This window comes from Aquimarina intermedia (genome assembly GCF_008124785.1).
Lineage (GTDB): Bacteria > Bacteroidota > Bacteroidia > Flavobacteriales > Flavobacteriaceae > Aquimarina > Aquimarina intermedia.
Genome location: NZ_VNHU01000001.1, coordinates 184,734 through 205,212, shown reverse-complemented (window position 1 = coordinate 205,212; position 20,479 = coordinate 184,734). Strand labels below are relative to the sequence as shown.

General features: G+C 36.7%; 19 protein-coding genes and 1 tRNA gene. 7 read left to right on the top strand and 13 right to left on the bottom strand.

The window, feature by feature from the left end:
• Positions 1-22: 22 nt before the first annotated feature.
• Together rsmI and BD809_RS00800 are read right to left on the bottom strand one after the other, a co-directional pair.
• Positions 23-694 (bottom strand): 16S rRNA (cytidine(1402)-2'-O)-methyltransferase, encoded by a 672-nt coding sequence (gene rsmI, locus BD809_RS00805; RefSeq protein WP_148781049.1) that lies wholly within the window; start codon positions 692-694, stop codon positions 23-25.
• Between the two features lie 68 nt (positions 695-762).
• A complete protein-coding gene (locus tag BD809_RS00800; RefSeq protein WP_148781048.1) occupies positions 763-1,629 on the bottom strand; it encodes a hypothetical protein in 867 nt (288 codons plus the stop codon).
• Between the two features lie 103 nt (positions 1,630-1,732).
• On the opposite strand from BD809_RS00800, the gene BD809_RS00795 reads away from it, so the two are divergent.
• From BD809_RS00795 to BD809_RS00770, 6 genes are all read left to right on the top strand, one after another.
• The gene (locus BD809_RS00795) at positions 1,733-2,371 is read left to right on the top strand and encodes a thymidine kinase (protein ID WP_148781047.1); all 639 of its coding nucleotides are present in this window, start codon (positions 1,733-1,735) and stop codon (positions 2,369-2,371) included.
• Positions 2,364-3,476 (top strand): alanine racemase, encoded by a 1,113-nt coding sequence (alr, locus tag BD809_RS00790; RefSeq protein ID WP_148781046.1) that lies wholly within the window; start codon positions 2,364-2,366, stop codon positions 3,474-3,476. Before BD809_RS00795 ends, alr begins: the two co-directional genes overlap by 8 nt.
• 95 nt (positions 3,477-3,571) lie before the next feature.
• Complete coding sequence (mscL, locus tag BD809_RS00785; RefSeq protein ID WP_148781045.1) at positions 3,572-3,997, top strand: large conductance mechanosensitive channel protein MscL; 426 nt, start codon at positions 3,572-3,574, stop codon at positions 3,995-3,997.
• Between the two features lie 213 nt (positions 3,998-4,210).
• The gene (locus BD809_RS00780) at positions 4,211-5,203 is read left to right on the top strand and encodes an aspartate-semialdehyde dehydrogenase (protein ID WP_148781044.1); all 993 of its coding nucleotides are present in this window, start codon (positions 4,211-4,213) and stop codon (positions 5,201-5,203) included.
• A 144-nt stretch (positions 5,204-5,347) separates the two neighbouring features.
• On the top strand, positions 5,348-7,516 hold the full coding sequence (locus BD809_RS00775) for a prolyl oligopeptidase family serine peptidase (RefSeq protein ID WP_148781043.1): 2,169 nt from the start codon (positions 5,348-5,350) through the stop codon (positions 7,514-7,516).
• 80 nt (positions 7,517-7,596) lie between these two features.
• The gene (locus BD809_RS00770) at positions 7,597-8,577 is read left to right on the top strand and encodes an ABC transporter ATP-binding protein (RefSeq protein ID WP_148781042.1); all 981 of its coding nucleotides are present in this window, start codon (positions 7,597-7,599) and stop codon (positions 8,575-8,577) included.
• Here BD809_RS00770 and BD809_RS00765 read toward each other — a convergent pair.
• The 5 genes from BD809_RS00765 to BD809_RS00745 all read right to left on the bottom strand — a co-directional run bounded on the left by BD809_RS00765 (position 8,574) and on the right by BD809_RS00745 (position 12,537).
• A complete protein-coding gene (locus tag BD809_RS00765) occupies positions 8,574-9,350 on the bottom strand; it encodes a UDP-2,3-diacylglucosamine diphosphatase (RefSeq protein ID WP_148781041.1) in 777 nt (258 codons plus the stop codon). The two genes, BD809_RS00770 and BD809_RS00765, sit on opposite strands and share 4 nt — an antisense overlap.
• Before the next feature lie 24 nt (positions 9,351-9,374).
• Complete coding sequence (locus BD809_RS00760) at positions 9,375-9,824, bottom strand: 6-pyruvoyl trahydropterin synthase family protein (protein WP_148781040.1); 450 nt, start codon at positions 9,822-9,824, stop codon at positions 9,375-9,377.
• Positions 9,825-9,938: 114 nt separating this feature from the next.
• Positions 9,939-10,682, bottom strand: coding sequence for an enoyl-CoA hydratase/isomerase family protein (locus BD809_RS00755; RefSeq protein WP_148781039.1), 744 nt, complete (start codon positions 10,680-10,682; stop codon positions 9,939-9,941).
• 23 nt (positions 10,683-10,705) lie between these two features.
• On the bottom strand, positions 10,706-12,043 hold the full coding sequence (locus BD809_RS00750) for an MATE family efflux transporter (RefSeq protein WP_148781038.1): 1,338 nt from the start codon (positions 12,041-12,043) through the stop codon (positions 10,706-10,708).
• Positions 12,037-12,537 carry a GNAT family N-acetyltransferase gene (locus BD809_RS00745; RefSeq protein ID WP_148781037.1) on the bottom strand — a complete coding sequence of 167 codons (501 nt, stop codon included), beginning with the start codon at positions 12,535-12,537 and terminating at the stop codon, positions 12,037-12,039. The genes BD809_RS00750 and BD809_RS00745 overlap by 7 nt, the downstream gene beginning before the upstream one ends.
• Before the next feature lie 97 nt (positions 12,538-12,634).
• On the opposite strand from BD809_RS00745, the gene BD809_RS00740 reads away from it, so the two are divergent.
• Positions 12,635-12,708, top strand: a tRNA-Ala gene (locus BD809_RS00740).
• A gap of 42 nt (positions 12,709-12,750) precedes the next feature.
• Here BD809_RS00740 and BD809_RS00735 read toward each other — a convergent pair.
• From BD809_RS00735 to BD809_RS00710, 6 genes are all read right to left on the bottom strand, one after another.
• Positions 12,751-12,969, bottom strand: a complete 219-nt coding sequence (locus BD809_RS00735) for a VF530 family protein (RefSeq protein WP_148781036.1) — start codon at positions 12,967-12,969, stop codon at positions 12,751-12,753.
• 458 nt (positions 12,970-13,427) lie between these two features.
• Positions 13,428-13,970, bottom strand: a complete 543-nt coding sequence (locus BD809_RS00730; protein WP_148781035.1) for a hypothetical protein — start codon at positions 13,968-13,970, stop codon at positions 13,428-13,430.
• 4 nt (positions 13,971-13,974) lie between these two features.
• Positions 13,975-16,374, bottom strand: a complete 2,400-nt coding sequence (locus tag BD809_RS00725; protein ID WP_148781034.1) for a TonB-dependent receptor — start codon at positions 16,372-16,374, stop codon at positions 13,975-13,977.
• Positions 16,375-16,448: 74 nt separating this feature from the next.
• Positions 16,449-16,733, bottom strand: a complete 285-nt coding sequence (locus BD809_RS00720; RefSeq protein WP_148781033.1) for a hypothetical protein — start codon at positions 16,731-16,733, stop codon at positions 16,449-16,451.
• Positions 16,734-16,790: 57 nt separating this feature from the next.
• On the bottom strand, positions 16,791-17,636 hold the full coding sequence (locus tag BD809_RS00715) for an alpha/beta hydrolase family protein (RefSeq protein WP_148781032.1): 846 nt from the start codon (positions 17,634-17,636) through the stop codon (positions 16,791-16,793).
• A 2-nt stretch (positions 17,637-17,638) separates the two neighbouring features.
• Positions 17,639-20,374 (bottom strand): PD-(D/E)XK nuclease family protein, encoded by a 2,736-nt coding sequence (locus tag BD809_RS00710; protein ID WP_148781031.1) that lies wholly within the window; start codon positions 20,372-20,374, stop codon positions 17,639-17,641.
• Positions 20,375-20,479 lie beyond the last annotated feature (105 nt).

Here is a 20,479-nt window from a genome sequence, read left to right as displayed (position 1 = left end):
TCTTACCCCCTAACTGTTTCATCTATTTTTTCCCACCCACCACAATCACAATCTCTCCTTTTGGAGGTTTGTTTTCATAATGTGCAAGCACTTCTTTTACCGTACCTCGTATCGTTTCTTCATGAAGTTTACTTAATTCTCTTGACACTGAAACTAAGCGATCTTCTCCAAAATATTCAACAAAACTAGTTAATGTCTTCAGCAGTTTATGAGGAGATTCATAAAAAATTATTGTTCGTTGCTCTTCTGCTAGCGCTAACAAACGCGTTTGTCTGCCTTTTTTAACAGGCAAGAATCCTTCAAAAACAAATTTATCGTTTGGCAAACCACTATTTACCAGGGCAGGAACAAAAGCAGTAGCTCCCGGTAAACAATCTACCTCGATACCACCCGCTACACAGGCTCTCACCAAAAGAAATCCAGGATCACTGATTGCCGGAGTACCAGCGTCACTGATCAATGCTATTTGCTCTCCCTGAGATAATCGATTAATTATATGTTCTACTGTTCTATGCTCATTATGCATATGATGACTTTGCATGGGCGTAGTAATCTCATAATGCTTAAGTAATTTGCCACTGGTGCGCGTGTCTTCTGCTAAGATTAAATCGACTGTTTGTAAGACTTCGATGGCGCGAAATGTAATATCTTTTAAATTACCTATCGGTGTAGGTACTATATATAGTTTTGACATAAATTTTTGTAATCATCTGCATGTTTTTGCACAAGTGAAAAAGCAAAACATAGAAAAAGGTTTAATATTTACTCGAACTTACTCATCACCAGATCAACAAAGCGTTCTTCATGCGCTTGTTTGCCTTCCCACTGATTGTGATCCGGCTTAACCATTGTCTGAATAAAATCATGAGCTTCCTCTTTACTACTGTAGGTATTAAGTTGAGATAATACCCGGTTATAATCAGCAGAGCTGCCATCAAATAAATGTTTTATAAAAGCTAAGCGATCATTCAAACCAATATGGATGCCTTTTTTTAACTGATCGTGCAATGACTTAGGCTTTTCTTTGGTTTCATTCTTGCTTCCTTTGTCCAATATTGGCAGTCCTTGATGTGCTCCCGTTATTTCCTCAAAGTCGTTTTTTTCATACTGTTGATCTGACAAAAGGGCCTTTCCATAAGACTCCTCCTCATTTGCTCTGACAAAAAGATCTCCAGTAACACGTGCATTGATTTCTTCAATAATAAGTTCCGGTTTATCCGAAATCTCATCAGATTTCACATCCTCAATGCGTATATCATCTTGCTTCTCCGTCACTTCCGGTTCATGGTCAACTGTAGGCTCTATTTCTACTGATGAAAGCGTATCTTTAACATCCTCAACTATGTCCTGTTTAACGCTACTAGACCCCTCTTTTACAGCTTTTTCTTCATTTACAACTGTTCGATCGGAAGGCACCTCATCTACAACATCATTTTTTTCAAGTTGCTCACGAACTTTACCAATAGTAGGTTGTGCACCTTCAAAATGTGTCTCAGCAAAGTTTAAGATCGTTAATTTTTCATATAGAACTCTCGACTGTTCTTGCAATACCTGCAAGTCAGACTTGTTTTTTAACTGTAAGATTTTATGGGCAATACTTATAAGTTCTGCTTCAAGTTTCTTCTTCATAACTTTCTTATTCGCGTTAGCAATGCTGATTGTTTTTTAATAAATTTGCCTGATCTTTAGGCAAAACAAAGACATCAATTGATTTGATGCTGAAAAATACAAAATGTTTCTCGAAAATACAGTAAATCATAAAGAGCAATTTGGTTGGATTGAAGTAATCTGTGGTTCCATGTTTTCGGGTAAGACCGAAGAGTTAATACGCAGGCTCAAACGCGCACAATTTGCAAAACAAAAAGTTGAAATTTTCAAACCTGCAGTAGATGTACGTTATGATGACGAGATGGTGGTTTCTCACGATGCAAATGAGATTCGATCCACTCCCGTTCCGGCTGCTGCCAATATCAGGATTCTTGCTGATACCTGTGATGTTGTTGGGATAGATGAAGCGCAATTTTTTGATGATGAAATTGTAACAGTATGTAATGATCTTGCTAACAAAGGGATTCGGGTAATCGTAGCAGGTTTAGACATGGATTTTAAAGGAAATCCTTTTGGCCCAATGCCTGCTTTAATGGCAACTGCCGAGTATGTTACCAAAGTACATGCCGTATGCACCAGAACCGGAAACCTTGCACAATACAGCTTTAGAAAATCCGCAAATGATGCCCTTGTGATGCTTGGTGAAACTGAAGAATATGAACCGTTGAGCCGTGGGGCATATTATAAAGCAATGCTACGAGAGCGGGTTAAGGAAATGAAGGTGAGTGATCCACAAGAGGTTAATAAGGAATCAGATGAATAGTGGTGTGCAGGAAACAACTTTAGAAATCAACCTGGCTTCTTTAACGCACAATTATACCTATCTCAAAAAGCAAGTACAACCAGGAGTCAAACTGCTTGGCGTAGTAAAAGCTAGCGCGTATGGAAGCAGTGCTGCACAGCTTGCGTTACACTTAGAAAAAATTGGTGTTGATTATTTTGCGGTTGCTTATAGCTCTGAAGGTGTAGCATTGCGCGAAGCAGGAGTTCAAACACCTATTTTGGTATTTCACCCGCAACCGATCAATTTTGAAGAAATCATTGCGCATAATCTGGAGCCAAGTTTATATAGCCTACGCATACTTTCTTTGTTTAAGACGCTTGCAATACAAAACCAACTTACTAGCTACCCTGTACATCTCAAGTTTAACACCGGTATCAATCGTATTGGCTTTGCTACATCTGAAACAGATGAAGTCATTACCGCGCTAAACGAAACAGAGACTCTGAAAGTTGTCTCAGTTTTTTCCCATCTCGCTGCAAGTGAAGATTTAAAGGAAAATGCATACACGCTTAAACAAATTAATCTTTTTAAGACCATAGCAAGCAATATTATTAAAGGCATCGGTTATCAACCCATATTGCATCAAGCCAATACCTCTGGTATTTTAAACTATCCAGAAGCTCATTTTGATATGGTACGTTCAGGAATTGGGCTCTATGGTTTTGGAAACGAAAGTAAATTTGATAAGAATTTAAAGCCCATCGCCTCCTTAAAATCTATTATATCACAAATTCACAGCTTACAACCCGGAGATTCTTTGGGCTATAATCGTGGTTTTGTTGCGACAAAGCTTACACGCTCTGCCACTATTCCTATTGGACATGCTGACGGGATCGGAAGAATTTATGGTCATAAAAAAGGGTATGTCATCATTAATGAACAACGTGCCTATATTTTAGGCATCGTTTGTATGGATATGATAATGGTTGATGTCACTGAAATTGATTGTCAAGAAGGTGATGAAGTTGTTATTTTTGACGAATCTTATCCCGCAAATATCTTGGCTGAACATGCAGGCACAATCTCCTATGAGCTGATTACTTCAATGGCTACTCGAATAAAACGTGTGTTTGTCGAAAAATAACGTAGTTTATCGACTTCCTCCTCTAAATATTTCTTAATTAGTTGGTGATTTATAACAAAAAGAACTTCTTTGATAAAACATTAAAAATTATAAGTATGGGCTTTTTTAAAGACTTTAAATCTTTCTTGATGAAAGGTGATATTATTGCACTTGCGACAGCGGTAATTATAGGAGGAGCATTTAACAAGATAGTGGGATCCTTAGCACAAGACATTATTATGCCATTCATAGGCTTATTTATGGGAGGGCAAAACGTTAATAATATGTTTATTGCTCTTGATGGTAGTAACCATGAGACACTTGCAGCAGCAAAAGCAGCAGATGCCGCGATTATGACGTATGGTAATTTCTTGCAAACCATTATCAATTTTATCGTTATTGGATTCGTAATTTTCATGATTCTTCGTTCTTATGAAAAAACTAAGAAAAAGGAAAAAGAAGCACCTGCAGCACCAAAAGGTCCTACACAAGAAGAAATTTTATTAGAAATCAGAGATGAATTAAAAAAACAAAATTCTTAGAATAATATAGCGTCACCGCTATGCTACATAGTTTTAACCCTAAAACCGTTCTATAAAAATGAGCGGTTCTTTTTTTGTTTTATATTTAACAATTAGAAGAAATAGATAGAAAAGTTATGAAAAAGGGTGAAATAGCTTAATTATTTATCACTTTTGTAATGTTCAAAAGAAGAACATTTCAAACATTTACATCAATATTTTAAAATTTAACAGGTGAAAGTAGCTGTTGTTGGTGCTACCGGATTGGTAGGAACCATAATCTTAAAAGTTTTAGAGGAACGTAATTTTCCTGTAACGGAATTAATTCCTGTTGCCTCAGAAAAATCCGTGGGTAATAAAATTACCTTCAAAGGTAAATCATACACTGTGGTAAATGCCACCACGGCAATCGATTTAAAACCAGCGATTGCGCTATTCTCTGCAGGTGGCGAGACATCCAAAGAATGGGCTCCAAAATTTGCAGATGCTGGTGTTATGGTAATTGACAACTCTTCGGCATGGAGAATGGACAAAACTAAGAAATTAGTGGTTCCCGAAATCAACGCCAACGAACTTACCGCAGAAGATAAAATCATAGCAAACCCGAATTGCTCTACCATACAGATGGTTATGGCATTGGCTCCACTACATAAAAAATATCAGATCAATCGTATTGTAGTTTCCACCTATCAATCAATTACGGGTACAGGGGTGAAAGCCGTTAATCAGTTGGAAAAGGAATACAAAAATGAAAAGGGCGAAATGGCATATCCATATCCGATTCATCGTAATGCTATCCCACACTGTGATGTTTTTGAAGAGAATGGCTACACCAAAGAAGAGATGAAACTGGTTAATGAAACCCAAAAAATACTGAATGACAAATCCATAGCGGTTACTGCAACTGCAATCCGTATCCCGGTAGTTGGTGGTCATAGTGAGAGTGTGAATTTGGAGTTCGAAAATGATTTCAACGAGAACGAGGTTCGTCAAATTCTCAATGAAACTCCCGGGATCGTAGTTCAGGATAATCCAGATACTAATACCTATCCGATGCCTATCTATGCCGAAGGCAAGGACGATGTATTTGTAGGACGTATTCGTAGAGACTATTCCAGAAAGAATTCATTAAACATGTGGATAGTTGCAGATAATCTGAGAAAAGGTGCGGCCACTAATGCTGTTCAAATAGCCGAATATCTAGTTGCCAAAAAACTTGTCAACTAGCTCACATATAAAATATTGTTTAAGTCCATGCTTCAGTGTCGAAGTATGGACTTTTTTATATGGAACCAATGCAAGATACCAGAATGTTACGGCGTAGATCCTTTAATTTTTAATAAATTTGTTAGATATCTTTAAATCATAGTTATGAAAAAAATCTTATGCTTACTCAGTACGATCGCATTAATCGTGAGCTGTACTAACGATAAAAAAGCTAAAAACAACAAACAAGAAAGTGCTGTGGTATATCCCGAAACCAAAAAAGTAGATACAGTTGATACTTATTTTGACACACAAGTAAAAGATCCATACCGTTGGTTAGAAGACGACAGGAGTAAAGAAACTGAAGCTTGGGTAACAAAACAAAACGAAGTTACATTTGAGTACTTAAAAAGCATCCCATTTAGAAATGATTTAAAAGATCGTTTATCCGCTCTTTGGAACTATGAGAAAATCAGTGCTCCTTTTAAGGAAGGTGATTACACCTATTTCTATAAAAATGATGGATTACAAAACCAGTATGTTTTGTACCGTTTTAAGAACGAAGGTGATGAACCTGAAGTTTTTTTAGATCCAAATACATTTAGCGAGGACGGTACTACCTCCCTTGGTGGCGCGAGCTTTTCTAAAGACGGATCTCTGCTCGCTTACTCTATTTCTGAAGGTGGTAGTGACTGGAGAAAAATTATTATCAAGAACACTGAAACAAAAGAAGTAATAGAAGATACGCTCATTGATGTGAAGTTTTCGGGAATGGCATGGAAGGGTAATGAAGGTTTTTACTATTCTAGTTATGATAAACCAAAAGGCAGCGAACTTTCTGCAAAAACCGATCAGCACAAATTATACTACCATAAACTTGGTACAGCTCAAAAAGATGATCAGTTAGTCTTTGGCGGCACACCAGAAGAAAAACATCGTTATGTAAATGGTCAGGTTACCGAAGACAATATGTACTTACTGATTTCTGCAAGTATTTCGACTTCAGGTAATAAATTATTTTTGAAAGATTTGTCAAAACCAAATAGTAAGCTAGTTACAATTCTAGATCATACCGACAGTGACACCTATTTAATCGATAACGTAGGTTCTAAGTTGTATTTGGTAACGAACTTAAATGCACCTAATCAAAAAATTGTTACAGTAGATACCTCAAATCCATCTTCAGATCAATGGACAGATTTTATAGCTGAGACAGAAAATGTACTAAGCCCCGGTAAAGGTGGTGGATATTTCTTCGCAGAGTACATGGTTGATGCATTATCAAAAGTTCGTCAATACGATTATGATGGAACATTGGTAAGAGAAGTAGCACTGCCCGGTAAAGGAAGTGTTAGTGGCTTCAATAGTAAAAAAGAAGAGAAAACGTTATACTATTCTTTTACTAACTATAATACTCCGGGTAACATTTATACCTATGATATAGAAAAAGGTACTTCTAAGCTTTATAAGAAACCTTCTATTGATTTTAACCCTAGTGAGTATGAAAGTACACAAGTCTTTTATAATTCCAAAGACGGTACTAAAATACCGATGATGATCACTCACAAAAAGGGGATCGAATTAAATGGAAAAAACCCTACAATTCTGTATGGATATGGAGGTTTCAACATTAGTTTAACTCCGTCATTCAGTATTACCAATGCTGTATGGATGGAGCAAGGAGGTATTCTTGCGGTTCCCAATTTAAGAGGTGGTGGTGAATATGGAAAGAAATGGCACGATGCGGGTACTAAAACTAAAAAGCAAAACGTATTTGATGACTTTATTGCTGCTGCTGAGTATCTGATTTCGAGTAAGTATACTTCAAATGATTATTTAGCAATACGAGGAGGGTCCAACGGTGGACTGCTTGTTGGAGCAACAATGACACAACGACCTGAACTGATGAAAGTAGCACTACCCGCAGTAGGTGTATTAGATATGTTACGTTACCATACCTTTACGGCTGGTGCAGGCTGGGCATACGATTATGGTACTGCACAGGATAATAAAGAAATGTTTGAGTATTTAAAAGGGTACTCACCTGTACATAACGTGAAAGAAGGGGTGTCCTATCCTGCGACCTTAATTACTACAGGAGATCATGATGACCGTGTAGTTCCCGCACACTCCTTCAAATTTGCAGCAGAGCTACAAGATAAACACGCCGGAGCATCTCCTGTTTTGATAAGAATAGAGACTAATGCTGGTCACGGTGCAGGGACTCCTGTCGCTAAAACTATAGAGCAATATGCTGATATTTTCAGTTTTACACTCTATAATATGGGGTTTGAGGTATTACCTGAGAAAGCAAATACCAATGTAAAAGGTTAAAAATAATTTTTTACTGTAAAAGATCCGTTTTTCTTAAGGAAAGCGGATCTTTTTTTATGTAAAGTTCAATATCTTTGAGTATGCTGACAGTAAAAAACATCTCTTTTGCGTATGACACTCAACCGGTATTGAGAAATATTAGTTTTACGGTAGCCCCGGGACAACATATTGCTGTAATTGGTGCAAGTGGCTGTGGCAAAAGCACCTTATTAAAAATTCTCTACGGACTTCTAGATGTCCATAACGGATCCCTCTTCTGGAAAGATCAGAAAATTCTTGGACCTGCCTACAATCTAATCCCCGGACACGAAAACATGAAGTACCTCGCTCAGGGTTTTGAACTGGCAGCATATCGCACTGTAGCCGATAATATTGGTCAATATCTATCAAATTTTGAACCTCAGCTCAAGCAAGGTCGTGTTCAGGAACTACTTGAAATTGTTGAATTGGTTCCGTATGCAGATACACCGGTCGAATTATTGAGCGGCGGACAGAAACAACGGGTCGCACTTGCAAGATCATTGGCTAAACGTCCGGAATTATTATTATTGGATGAACCCTTTGGCAATATTGACAATTATAGACGTAGTGCCTTGCGACGCAATTTGTTTCAATACTTGAGCAGAAATAAAATTACAAGCATCACAGCTACCCATGATAAAACTGACATTCTTTCTTTTGCCGACGAAACTATCGTGATAAAAGAAGGACAATTGTTACATAAAAAGAACACACAAGCACTATACACAAATCCTGTTGACCACTATACTGCTGCGTTATTTGGAGAAGTGAATACGGTAAGGGTGGAAGCCCTATATCCTGATTATCCAGAGCAAGCTCAGGTTTTACTATACCCTCATGAAATACAGCTTAACGAAGCTTCTTCTTTAAAAGTCAGAATAAAAGCCTCCTATTTTAAGGGTAGTATATTTTTACTGGAATGTGTGTTAGAAAATAGAATCATCTTTATTGAACATCCTCATGCCATAAATACTGGTTCACTGGTTGGTATTACCTTCTCAAAGGCGCTTATTGATGAGCGATTGAACACAAGTGCTTAGTTCTTTTTAAGCATCAAGGTCTTACCGTCAAATTCGGCATAGGTATAATGAACAATCCAATCTCCTAAGTTTACGTAGGTTGCCTTGTCGTCAAGTTCAATCTCCATTGGAAGATGCCTATGTCCAAAAACAAAATAATCTATAGGGCTAGTTTCTAATTTACGTTTACAGTATTGAACCAACCATTCGTTTTCTTCACCCAAAAATGTGACATCCTCGTCTCCTGATATGAGTTTATTTTTAACCGAAAGATATTGTGCCAATCGAACTCCCAGATCAGGATGTAACCAACGGAATAACCATTTTGAGAACGGATTGGTAAACACTTTTTTCATGCGTTTATACCCTTTATCACCAGGTCCCAAACCGTCACCGTGACCTATTAGAAATTTTGTAGTATTGAATGTAAATTCCTGAGGTGAATGAAAAACAGGAATGTTGAGTTCTTCCTCAAAATATCCATCCATCCATAGGTCATGATTTCCTACAAAATAATACACAGGAATACCGGAATCCGTTAATTCTGCTAATTTCCCCAAAGTCCTAGTAAATCCTTTGGGTACCACAGTTTTGTATTCAAACCAAAAATCAAATAAATCGCCTAGTAAAAAAATAGCTGCTGCATCCTTCTTAATCTCCTCTAACCAAGCAACGAACTTTTGCTCTCTGGGAAAACTTTGTTCTGGAGTGGGCGCTCCCAGATGATTATCGCTGGCAAAATAAATTTTCTTTCCTTCAGAAATAGTGAGGTGCTGTGATTGCGTTGATGTCATAAAAATTATAAATATAAGCCAATCTTAGTTATCACTTGCATACCACTCTGCATAAGAGGTTTCAGTTTCCTGAAGTTTTAATGAAAATAATCGTATATTCTGAGGTAATCTCGCCGTTATTTTCTTTGCAAAATCTATAACCATATTCTCACTTGTAGGTTGGTAATCAAGTAAGATTACATTATGTCCTCTGTCCTGAAGTTCTTTGGCAAGTTCAACATGAGGTGTATTTTTATTAAAAACCGTAGCGTGATCAAAAACATCTTCTACTTCTTCTTTTACTATTTTTTTGAGATCTCCGAAATCGATAACCATTCCGAGTTTGACATGATTTATTTCTGTAATGGGTTTCCCAATTACGGTAACACTTAGTTTATAACTATGACCATGAACATTTTTACACTTGCCATCATACCCATACAGTGCGTGACCTGTTTCAAAAGTGAATTGTTTTGTGATCCTGATATTGCTCATTACTAGAATTTTTGACAAAGTTAAGGAACATTCGCTTGTTTTGAACTTAATCAAGAAAGAAACCGCGTATACGTATGCTATATAGTACCAGTCAAATTGCAATAGTCTATGAAGTTACTCTTTGCTTGCTTCAATGTGGTGATAAAAATTCTTGGCAGCCGTTAATGCACTTTTCTCAAGAAGATTTGGCTTATAACTTTGCATTATCAATTTGTTGTCTTTTATAGTCTTCATAGCTTCAAGCGAGAATTGACTAAGCTCATTAAGAAAAAGCTCTAAGGCCTCATCCAGTTCGGATATTTTTTCAAAAACGCGATGGTATAGCCCCTTTTCTAGTGCCCAGTAAGCATTTTGCCATGTTTTTGGACTCCATACCAACCTATCAAATCCCGATGTACCAATACAATCTGTTAAGGGCAGCTGAGTGACCAGCGGAGCCAAACCTTTTTTCATTTGATTTATTTGTAGTGCCGACGCTTCTGTAGCAAACACATAATCGCAACACGCTATCAAACCCAGACCATCATTTACGATCTTTCCATCAACTCTTGCCACAATTGGCTTAGAATATTTAAGTAAGATTTTGAAAAGTTGGGCTAATTGTACTAGTGATGTTTGTATATCTGCTAATGAATTGTGATTAAGTACTTCGGGCAACAGACCCCTACAAAAAAAATCGCTCTTTTGAGATTTCAAAACAACTAAGGATACTTTTCTATCGTATTCAATCTCAACAAAAGCTTTTTCCAAACGTGTTAACAAGACACTATCCAGTTGGTTTTCATTCAGATGCCCAAATTCAATCGTAGCAATCTTATTTTCTACTTTGGTAAATACACTTTCTTTACTCCTCTCCATAGCATCTCGAAATTTAGCATATGTTAAACCGGAATCAATTTAGGACGGATCATTTTTCTAAATTTGATTACCAAAGCTACGCCGCGAACTAATGCCCAAACTACAAACGCAATCCAAATCCCACTTAGCTTAAAACCGAAAGATTCACTAAGGTATAAAACGGGAATGAATGCCAAAAACGTCGCAGCAAGAAGCACGTTTCTCAGGTAACTCATTTCGCCCAAGCCTTTGAAAATTCCATCAAAGACAAAGGCAATTCCATTGATTGGTTGTGCGATCAGAACAATAAAGAAAATGGTATAAAAAGTTTCGAGTACGAGAGGCTCTTTAGTAAAAACCGCTCCAATTTGATAATAAAAAATACTCCCTAATACGCCAAGCACCAGACTTACTACAATCCCATATAATGTAACTTTTTTACTGAGTTGCCACAATGTATTGTATTGTTGAGAGCCTAACAACTTACCGCTCAAAATATTTCCCGCAGCACCGTAACCATCAATAAAAAATGCTGAAAATAACCATATATTTAAAGCAATCGTATGGGCAGCAATATACTCTTTGCCATAATCCGTTGCGTGCGCGTTTGCAAAATAAATCGCTGTGTTGAGTGCGATGGAGCGCACAAACAAATTTAAACTCATGGCTATCAAACGACCCAATTCTTTATTTAAAGGTAGTTTTAGCTTCAGACTCACATTTGTTTTTACCACTAATAGTACAAACACAATTATAGCCATAAGTCCTTGAGATATCAAACTTGCCCAGGCAGCACCCTTGATACCCATCGGTTCAATGAACTGATCTAATCCATAAACTAAAATAAGGTCCAGACCAACATTAACACTTGCACCGATTATGGCCACGATCATCGGCCAAAATGTATTTTGTAAACCTCTGAAAATTCCGAAAACTGCAAAAGTAAATAAGGTTAAAGGAAAACCCCACACTCGTATCTCATAATATTGCACACAATACTCAAGTATAAGCCCTGAGGCATTATAGAGCTGAAATATTTCTTCGATAAAAAAAATGGTTGATACTAAAATAACGACACTCAAGCTCACATTTAGGAAAATAGCTTGTGCCGGTAAACTCTCTACTTCATCTAATCGACCTGCTCCAAGGTATTGCGAAATTATGGCTGAAATCGCACTACGTGTCTGTCCTAAAATCCAGATCAATGCGGACAAAAATGACCCAACAATCCCAACAGCAGCGAGCGACTCGGTGCCAAAATCAGGAATATTACCCACGATGGCTGTGTCAGTAATAGACAGTAAGGGTTCTGCAATACCCGCAACAATTGCCGGTATCGCTAAGCGATTGATATTCTTAAAGCTAATTGCATTTGTTACCATACCAATTCAAAGCAATAAAATGGAAACTCACTCTGATTCGGAAAGAATATTTCTCCCACCTGCTGATATCCTCTTTTTTTATAAAAGCTTTGGTTACGTGTATTTTGGCTAAAGGTATCTAAACGCACGGATTGATAGTTCTGTTCGCGAGCGTAAGCTTCCCCAAACTCCATTAGCTGTTTGGCAATACCATTGCCCCAGTAATCCGGGTGTACTGCTAACCGATGAATATAAAGGTTTGAATTGTTTTCCGTAAGCCAGTCAATGGGTTTATACTCTTCATCCATTACCGGGGTCAAGACGATAATACCCATTAGAACACCATCATTTTTAAATGTGTACATCTCATCACGCTCAATATCAAGTTCAAAACGTTTACGGGTGGGATAATGCTCATTCCATTGATAAATACCATTAGCAATCAAAGCTTTAGCACAAGCCTGTGTTAGCTGAAAAATTTGTTCAACATCGGATAAGGTCGCTTTTGCAATCATTTCTCAAATATAGGAACTTGAGTGTAATTTTATAGAATGAATACTTTAGTTTTTGATAGGTTATTAAATAAAAACGTTTATTTTTGAGGCTATAGCCGGGGATGTAGCTCAGTTGGCTAGAGTGCTTGACTGGCAGTCAAGAGGTCGTGGGTTCGAATCCCATCTTCTCCACAAAAGTTTTTATTTTATTTAGAGTAAAGAAATAGGGTTATCTTATTTTGATAAAGATTTCACGTATAGATTTTCTACTTTATCTCTGGCCCAAGGAGTTCTCCTTAAGAACTTAAGACTTGATTTTATTGAAGGATCAGTAGTAAAACACTTAATATTTATCAGCTTACCTAATTGTTCCCAACCGTAAGCCGCCACCAAATATTCTAAAATATCTGCAAGTTTTATTCCGTGCAATGGATTGTTGGGTTGTTCTTTCATGAAATTTACAATTCAAACGAATATACATAAAAAAACAACCCCCGGCTAACTACTTCCGAGGGTCTCAATTGAAACATAATTGTATTAACACAAACTCAACTTATACTAATTATGATGGTTTCAACTGTTTTTTTATTTCTTATGCTGCAAATATACTATCAAAATGAATCCTACATCTACATTTTTAAATTCGTAATTTAGAATTAACAAAAGAGTAAACAATTGTTAAAACAAATCATTATACCATGTTAATTCAATTCGAATCGTACCAACTATCTTAATGAATACTAATTATAAGACGCTTATTCTTACAAAAAGTTACAATGCAAAAATGATTTATACAAGTTTTAATTAAATCCCCGGGAACCGGTCCCGGAGATTTTGTCGAAACTAAGGTTACATGTTTATACACAAACTCAACTTGTACATGTTATAGTTTCAATCTAGCTAATTCTTATTTACTCTACCTTAACATCAAAACTGACTTCTATATCCGTTTCTCCTCCAAAATCATTACGTTCTGTCCCTACTTTTGTAAGCGGTTCGTGAATTAAAAAAGCAGTAACAATTCCTGATTCGATTGTCACCGGGCTTTGCCACGTAGTTATAATATTAATTGCAACACCATTGCTATCGATTACATCATTTGCCGCACTTTTGATGGACAACCCTTTTACTGTAGAGTTAAAGTAAACCAAATGTTCATCTTTTTCTGCAATTACCTCTTCGGTAATATTATTTACCGCATTGGGATCAGATTCGTCCAAGAATTGTATGGATACCTGATAGTTAGTATCCGCTTTTAGTGTAATAGCATCTATTTTATTTTCAGTCCATACCACCGTCTTAGTTTCTGAGGATCCGGCTTCGGTAAAGTTCAGTTTGACTGTGGTAATTGTTTCTTCTTCATTTATAACTTCCGGAAGATCATCATCGCTTCCACAAGCTGAAAATAATAAGGTTACTCCTGCTCCAAGGATAAGGTTCTTTAAAATGTTCATAGTTTTAAAATTTAAGATTTAAGTGAATTGAAATATTTCTGCCGAGCGCATCTGCGTAATAGCGTTGTCTGTTTAAATAGTCTCTATAAGAGGTGTTAAAAATGTTAGTTACTGAAAGTCCTACTCTAAAATCCTGAGGGTTTTTTAGAGTTAAGGTATAATTAGCCATCAAATCAAAAAGTGTATACCCCGGTGGTGGAGAAGATATATCGACCACCTCTGTAGTAAGTTCTTGGTTTTCAGTAAATTCTACTTCAAAGTTATTGTTAGGGAAATGAGATTGTTTCAATGCTGTTGTATTTATCAAAGAGAGTTCAAGCTGAGATACTGCATATGTAAGCGTAGATCGAAATACAGGTGCGGGCATTTGTGGTAAATCCTCGTTTAAAATTTCATCTTGTCCGCGAATGTATGAAAACGCACTTGCTACGCTCCAATTATTTGTCAAGCTAGCGCTAAGATCCACATCTACTCCGTATAATAACGCATCCGTTTGTCGATATTCCCATACTGGAAATGCGCCTCTAATCGTTAATTCAAGACCCGTGGGCTCTAGCAGTTTATAGTCTTCAATCTTACTAAGGTAGGGTGCTATTTTAACCGATAGGAAATCAAAGAGGTTTTTATGCTCTGAGGTAAAGGAAAATTTAAGTGCTTTTTCCTGATCCAAGTCCAATCTTCCTAGCTCAATAATCGCAGCACTGTGATGTAAACCATCACTGAACAATTCGGTAGGATTGGGAGCTCTCATGGCATATGAGGCGTTGAAAAGTAATTTATTATTATCAGCATATGTATACTTGACTCCAGCAGACGCTGCGATGCTATGATACTCATATATAGGGTTTGTAAGCCATTGATTCCCCTCGTCTCTTATGATAAGATTCGGGAACTCCTGATCGTATCCACGTGCTTCCCAAAAATCCTTTTTATAAAACTTTTTGGCATCTAAATGTATATAATCATATCGAATGCCCAGATCAGCTTTAAGATTATCGTAAAGACTAATTTCTGATATAGCATATACCCCCGCTGTATACTTCTCATAATCCGGAATCAGTCTTCGCACCCCTGTTCTCGGATTTGGAGTATTTGTTTGATACGTCAGTTGTACCCCAGCCGTTTTCTTAAAATTCTCATTAGCATCGAATAAAAAAGAGCTTTCAAGAGCGTGTGTAATTAACTCTAAATCCAAACTCGCTTTGTCACGATCTTCTCCCCGTCGTATATCAAATTCTTTTCTCTGATTTACTTGCAACGCATATTGAAGTTCCAGTTTTCCGAGGTTACGAAATCGATTGTACGCTTTTAGCTTAGCCAGATGATGTTGTGTTTTTTGCTTGGGCTCATTAATTGCATAGGTAAAATCTTCTTCGATGAGTGGTCGATCACTTTTTATTGCACGTACTAAATCACCCACATTCCCGATATGAGATGCCCTTAATATTCCTTGAGTGGCATTATAGAAACTATAATATCCCTCTATACCAAATTGAAAATTGGAGTAGCCTGTTCCAAATGAAAAACTTTGTTCTCTATGCCCCGTATTACTTAAGACATAATCAGGAGCTTCACTATCTCCAAAGTATTTGAGCGTCCCTTGTGCTCTTGCACTCCAACAGTCACTAAGACCAATATTAACCGTAGCATTTGACGCAGTTCCACGTCCATTAGAGCTAGCTGCAAATCCAGCAGAACCAAAAATTGTATCTCTTAGAGTAGTTAGTTTATTTTCTGCAACAACCACTCCGCCAATCGCATTCCCTCCGTATTGCAAAGCACCAGCTCCTTTAATTATTTTTATCTGATTAAACGCATTGATATCAACATTAGGAGCATGCTCTTCTCCCCATTCCTGGTCTTCCTGACGTACCCCATTGTTCATAATGATAATACGACTACTATGCAGCCCTTGAATAACTGGTTTTACAATAGTGTTTCCAGTAGATAAACTTGTTACTCCTGATACTTCTTTTAAAGCATCACCCAGAGATAAACTGCTATAGTTCTCAATATCCTGACTTGATAATTTATCCTCAGACAAACTATTTGTCACATTTTTACCATTTGAAGTGCTTATATCAACCTGGTCAAGATCAGTATAGTGATGCTCCAAATAGAAGTCAATTTCAGAGGTTTTACTCACGTCAATAGTCTTTACCTGGGTAATGCAATCCTGATGGGTAACTGTAAAAGCGTAAGCTGTAGGACAAAGATTCTCTATCCTAAACCTACCTTCGTTATCAGTCGTAAAAACCAAATTATTAAATGATATTCTTGCGTCTTCCAGCGGTAAGCCATCATGAAAATCAATAACCTGTCCTATTAAAACCTGGTTACAATCTTGTGCAATTAGCATCCCGTTACCTAAAAGAAACACAAGTACACATGCGAATCTTTTCATTGTAAAAATTAAAAAAGTGAAAAATCAAAGTCCCGCTAAAATTCGCACGACTGATTTGGAAAATTGAAAAGTAATTAAGCTACCGGAGGTGCTTTATTCTGAAGATTATCAAAACTCGTGTTTGTATAAACAACGACATGATATTGTAAAGGTAGCACCCCAGTATATACGTCAAGTGTCTGAGGAACCCCTATGTCCTGGGATGGCAAATAAGATTCTGCCTTCTGATCTGCAGCAAACTGACAAATTTTACAGTCCACATCATCCACCTCATGATCCAATGCATGTAAATCAGCTATTTGGATACAGCTGAAAAACACTAACAATAGTGACGCAATGATATTTTTATTTGCTAACATTAGTACAAATTAACGAAAAAAATTAGCATCAATTTCATTTTCTACTATGATAATTTGTTAAAGAATTACAAATTTCAAAGTTTCTTCACCAATTTTTATAAGATCCTCAGGCAAAACATCATGCTCCCAGGGATGTTTGGCACCAAAAACATGAGTTGCATTTTTTATGGTAATTAATTCGCTATGTGGTATCCAAGAGTGCAGTTTGAGCGCTTCATTATAGAGCACGGAAGTGTCCGCATCTCCATGTATAATTAAAGTTGGTTTAGTAATTCCTTTTGCCGCTTTTTCTATTGTCAAATGTTTTTCGTTTTGCATAAAATCCAAATAAAAAGAATAAAAATGTGGCATCTTCTGCAAGGTCCTGGCGTTGTCAACATACATAACTCCAGTTTCTTTCCATTCCTTAAGTGCTTCTCCTTGTGGAAATCTACTTTTAAAATCTGACACTCCAGCCCATGTAACTAATTTAGTAATTCTTGTGTCTGATGCTGCTTTTAAGGTTGCAATACCACCACCCCTGGAATGTCCGATCAATACAATCCTCGAAGTATCCATGTGTTGTGCATATGAATTGTCACTATCAAAAATCCAGTCTAACATGCTGTTCACATCCTTAAGTTCTTTGGAATACGTATTGTTGCCAAAACTTAATAAATCCGGAAAATCAACAGGCTGCTTTACCGTGCCCCCATTATGAGAAAAGTTGAATTTAATAAAACAACAGTCATTTTTAGCAAAAAAATTAGCTAACAAGTCCCAAGCACCCCAATCTTTGAACCCCTTGTATCCATGACAAAATAATATCACCGGTTTTGAACACTCCGTGTTTTTAAAAAAAACATCAGCTACCAAAGGTTTATCAAATTCACTGGCTATGATTATATTTTTTACTATTTCCATGGCTAAACTTCTTTTTCAATAAATGGTATATCGGTGGAAAAAATTTCTATAATCAGTTTCTTGAGCTGTTCGACATAAATTTCCAATGTTTCAGAGGTTATTTCATAATCTATTTTACCTCGGACGCTTTGCTTTGTACCAAATTTAAGAAATCCTTCTTTCAAATTTTTAAAAGAAATAATTCCTGCTTCAAAAGGAGTGCTTAATAGTCCGTTCTTTTGTTGCATCAATGCATATGCCAATACTTGAATAATCTTGCTATTATCATAAGTATCTGTCAAACCTTCCCACCCCATTAAAACAACGTCAGCTTTTGTGACTTTTCCGGTTTTATAATCAATAATTCGAGTTACCCCATTAAGTTGGTCAACCCGATCGACTTTTCCTTTGATAAAAATGTCGCTGTCTATTTCAGGAATATCAATTTTAGCCTTCAATGATTGTTCTATAAAAAGTATTTTAAGCTGGTTCCCAGCTTTTACCTGTTTGAGTTCAGATTTTAAGAATTTGAGAATGTAGCGCTTCGCCACTTCAAAAATTAACAGGTTTTTTCCTGCCTTAATGTCCAACGCCGTGTACTCCATTTTGAACTGGGCAGTAACCTCAGAATCAATTTTTGAGATCATTTCCTGAATGGTTTCTTCATTGAGAAATTCACCTTCTAAAGGTTTATAAAAATTTTCTAAAGTATTATGAATTACAGTTCCCAACGTATTTGCAGCTACGGTCTCTTCAACTTCGTCAGTCTCTGTTAAACCTAGGACATATCGATAATAAAAATCAACAGGATTTCTAATATACGTGGTTAACGCAGAAGGTGACAAACCGTAATTGGCAAGCTTGGAAAAAGCAGTGAGCATGTCCTCAGTTTTATCGAATTGTCGCGTCGTGTTAACTATTTTGGGTACATTTGAAGTAACCACTTGTTCTTTAACGATATGATTCGGACAGGTATCTAATACTAACTGGTGCAGGAATCTGCTTTTTTCTCCGCCACCTACTCCTTCGTTCTCGGTATTATACAATAGATAAATATGCTTAGCACGTTGTAACAGTCGATAAAAATGATACGTATAGATAGCATCTTTTTCTTTATACGTTGGTAAATTGTAAGCTTTTTTTAGATCAAAAGGGATAAAAGAATTTGAGCTTTTACCTGCAGGAAGCACCCCTTCGTTAACTGAAGTTAAAATAACAGTTTCAAAATCTAAGCATCTTGATTCCAACATTCCCATCAACTGTAACCCTTGAAAGGGTTCTCCCTCGAAGTCAAGAGTTTCTGAGGCTAGCAAATCCCTATACAGCCTGTGTAAAGCAGCAATGGTTGTGAGATGTGAAAAATCAGATTGTAATGTTTTTAATTTATTGAAGATCACGTAAAAGTGATAGCTATATTCAATCTCCAGTGCGTTCAGTTCAGGATCTAACTTCTCTTTTATCAATTGTATTAAGGTTGAACATTTGATCAACGCACTATCCACCGTGTTCCACGGTTCAAAAAGAAGTTCGATACTATCTGCTTTTTGGTCGCCAACAATATCCTTCAGCTTGGTCGTTGATACATAGACAAGGTTCTCCTTAATAATTGTATTTCGTATTACTGCAGCCTGATCACCTAACAACCAAAATGCAGCAGGAGTGCTTATTATGTTGTTAATCAACTTATAGTACCCTCCTTTCTGCTGAGCGGTTTTATGATACTCAAACAAATACTCAAAAAAGGCTGCGATAGGTGCTTCTTTGAGTGGCATACCCATTGTTATATTGAGTGCCGGTATTGAGTCGGGTAATGAATTAAGTGTGGGTAGCAGTAGCGACTCATCAGCTAATACTACTGCTGTCTGCTCTAGCGCATCTTTGGGGATTTTAGACACTAACTGCCCAACATATTTAGCTTGACCCACATTTTTGGGAACTCCGATAATTTCAAAAGTTTTATTTTGGCTAAAATGTTCTCCAATCCAGTTAAAAGGTTGTTTTTTATAAAACTCCCAAGAATTCTTGAAATTCCTAAGAAATAATGAGGCCTCGTGATAACTGTTTTCCATAAAAAAATTATCCGCATCCCAAAAAATAGTAGCCTGATTTCTCTCTAGCATATATTGGAAGATATGCTGCTCTGCATTATTAAGAGCATTAAAGCCAAGAAAAATATGAGTGTTTGAATGTTGCTGTGCATATCTATCAATTTGCGCAGCTGCCTCACGATACAGTAAGCCTTGATATCCTATGCTTTTTTTAATGAGTTGTTCACTAAAATTTTGATAATATCGATGTAAGCTTTTCCAAAATTGTAAATAATTCTCAACTAAGGGAGTCTTTTTTTCTTGCAGATACCAGTGATTAATGTCTTGAATATTTGATAAATATGAAAAAAAATCTTGGTGATCTACACAATACCGATCAATTTCATTGAAATCATGAATCAAGGTTTGCGCCCAAGCACTAAAATTTTCAAAGCTTTCTTTTTGCTGCTCTGGATAGGTTGTCAGATAAGTTTCATAAAATTCAAAAAGAGTAGCAATTGAATCTATCCCTTGCAATCCTGAGACCTCTTCAATAAAGTCTTCTATACTATAGATTTGAGGTGCAAAAAACGTACGATCTGAATAGAACGAAAGTAGTTCTTTCTTAAGAAACAATCCGGCTCGTTTACTTGGTACTACAAAGATAAGATCGCTAATAGTATCGTACTCTCGATCGATCTGAATTACAACTTCTTGCAAAAATGTTCTCATGTAGTATTTTTGATTAACTGGTAGATGCGGAAGTTAATCAAATATGAGATAACAATAAAAAACAGAACATAAAAAAAGCGTCCCGAATTATCGGGACGCTTTGAT

Coding starts and splice junctions, on each gene's coding strand:
- BD809_RS00775 (WP_148781043.1), top strand. CDS start 5,348: ATGAAAAAAATCTTATGCTTACTCAGTACGATCGCATTAATCGTGAGC.
- BD809_RS00750 (WP_148781038.1), bottom strand. CDS start 12,043: ATGGTAACAAATGCAATTAGCTTTAAGAATATCAATCGCTTAGCGATA.
- BD809_RS00710 (WP_148781031.1), bottom strand. CDS start 20,374: ATGAGAACATTTTTGCAAGAAGTTGTAATTCAGATCGATCGAGAGTAC.
- BD809_RS00765 (WP_148781041.1), bottom strand. CDS start 9,350: ATGACATCAACGCAATCACAGCACCTCACTATTTCTGAAGGAAAGAAA.
- BD809_RS00715 (WP_148781032.1), bottom strand. CDS start 17,636: ATGGAAATAGTAAAAAATATAATCATAGCCAGTGAATTTGATAAACCT.
- mscL (WP_148781045.1), top strand. CDS start 3,572: ATGGGCTTTTTTAAAGACTTTAAATCTTTCTTGATGAAAGGTGATATT.
- BD809_RS00755 (WP_148781039.1), bottom strand. CDS start 10,682: ATGGAGAGGAGTAAAGAAAGTGTATTTACCAAAGTAGAAAATAAGATT.
- BD809_RS00770 (WP_148781042.1), top strand. CDS start 7,597: ATGCTGACAGTAAAAAACATCTCTTTTGCGTATGACACTCAACCGGTA.
- alr (WP_148781046.1), top strand. CDS start 2,364: ATGAATAGTGGTGTGCAGGAAACAACTTTAGAAATCAACCTGGCTTCT.
- BD809_RS00800 (WP_148781048.1), bottom strand. CDS start 1,629: ATGAAGAAGAAACTTGAAGCAGAACTTATAAGTATTGCCCATAAAATC.
- BD809_RS00795 (WP_148781047.1), top strand. CDS start 1,733: ATGTTTCTCGAAAATACAGTAAATCATAAAGAGCAATTTGGTTGGATT.
- BD809_RS00745 (WP_148781037.1), bottom strand. CDS start 12,537: ATGATTGCAAAAGCGACCTTATCCGATGTTGAACAAATTTTTCAGCTA.
- BD809_RS00760 (WP_148781040.1), bottom strand. CDS start 9,824: ATGAGCAATATCAGGATCACAAAACAATTCACTTTTGAAACAGGTCAC.
- rsmI (WP_148781049.1), bottom strand. CDS start 694: ATGTCAAAACTATATATAGTACCTACACCGATAGGTAATTTAAAAGAT.
- BD809_RS00730 (WP_148781035.1), bottom strand. CDS start 13,970: ATGAACATTTTAAAGAACCTTATCCTTGGAGCAGGAGTAACCTTATTA.
- BD809_RS00725 (WP_148781034.1), bottom strand. CDS start 16,374: ATGAAAAGATTCGCATGTGTACTTGTGTTTCTTTTAGGTAACGGGATG.
- BD809_RS00720 (WP_148781033.1), bottom strand. CDS start 16,733: ATGTTAGCAAATAAAAATATCATTGCGTCACTATTGTTAGTGTTTTTC.
- BD809_RS00735 (WP_148781036.1), bottom strand. CDS start 12,969: ATGAAAGAACAACCCAACAATCCATTGCACGGAATAAAACTTGCAGAT.